Here is a 1295-nt window from a genome sequence, read left to right as displayed (position 1 = left end):
CAGGGCTCCCGCAGCTACCCACATGTCGTTGACCTCACAGGAAAGTCGTTGACGATCATGCACTTGCAGCACCTCTGTTCACAGCGCCTCGATTTGTGTAGTTTCCTGCCTTTTTGGACGGGCGATGGAGACGGACAAGTTGTTGGCCTTGGTCGAAGTGTTCGAAGGGCTCGAAGACTGGCGCAACGCGCAACAGACGCGCCACCGGCTGGGCGAATTGCTGACGGTGGCCGTGTGCGCGGTACTCAGTGGTGCGGACGATTTCGAGGAGATTTCGCAGTGGGGCCAGGCGAAGCTGGAGTGGTTGCGCGGCTTCCTGAAGCTGGACTACGGCATCGCCTCGACCGACACCTTCGAGCGCGTGTTCGCGCTGCTCGACCCGAAGAGCTTCGAGCGCGCCTTTCGCAGTTGGGTCGGGTTGGTGATTCCGGCGCTCGGGCACGAACAGATCATCGCCATCGACGGCAAGACCAGCCGGCGCACGACGAGCAAGGCGGCCGCCGCGCCGCTGCATCTGGTCAGCGCGTTTGCTGCCGAAGTGGGTGTAGTGCTCGGGCAGACGGCTACCGATCAGAAGTCGAACGAAATCACCGCGATTCCCGAGCTGTTGCGCGTGCTCGACATCAAGGATTGCATCGTCACCATCGATGCGATGGGCACGCAGACGGCAATCGCGAAAATGATTCGCGAACGTGGCGGGCACTACGTGCTGTGCGTCAAGGACAACCATCCGACGCTGCTCGATTCGATCCTGCTGACCCACGCCGGCGTGGGTGGTCCGCTGGAGGCGAGCAGCACCAGCGAGACGCGCTCGCGCGGCCACGGACGCGAGGAAGTGCGCCTGTGCGAAGCCTTCGAAGCGGACGAAAGACTGTACAAGGCCGAGCAATGGGCCGATCTGAGGAGCTTCGCCACCGTCGAGCGCACGCGCATCGTCGGTGGCAAGAAGTGCGTCGAGCGGCGTCATTACATCAGCAGCCTGCCGCCCGATGCCGACAAGATTGCCCATACCGTTCGCAGTCACTGGGAAGTGGAGAATCGTTTGCACTGGTGCCTGGATGTTCAGTTCGCAGACGACTACGCGCGTGCCCGCACCGGGCACGTCGCCCACAACCTGGCGCTGGTGCGGCACATCGTCTTGAATCTCATCCGGCTGAACACCTCGCGCAAGGCCAGTATCAAGACCAAGCGATTGTTGGCGGCAACATCCGATGAGTACCGCGCCGAGTTGCTCGGATTCGAGCCGGAAGACGAGGATGACGATTGATGACGTTCGCGTAGCTGCGGGAGCCCTG

General features: G+C 62.2%; 1 protein-coding gene. It reads left to right on the top strand.

Annotation, left to right across the window (positions count from 1 at the left end):
- The first annotated feature begins 124 nt into the window (after window positions 1–124).
- Window positions 125–1267, top strand: a complete 1143-nt coding sequence (locus tag GQB03_RS22580; protein WP_159694051.1) for an ISAs1 family transposase — start codon at window positions 125–127, stop codon at window positions 1265–1267.
- Window positions 1268–1295 lie beyond the last annotated feature (28 nt).

Origin of the sequence: Cognatazoarcus halotolerans (assembly GCF_009800965.1) — a bacterium.
Lineage (GTDB): Bacteria > Pseudomonadota > Gammaproteobacteria > Burkholderiales > Rhodocyclaceae > Cognatazoarcus > Cognatazoarcus halotolerans.
Note: the sequence above shows the minus strand (reverse complement) of the source record. Positions and strands in the feature narration are given on the sequence as shown.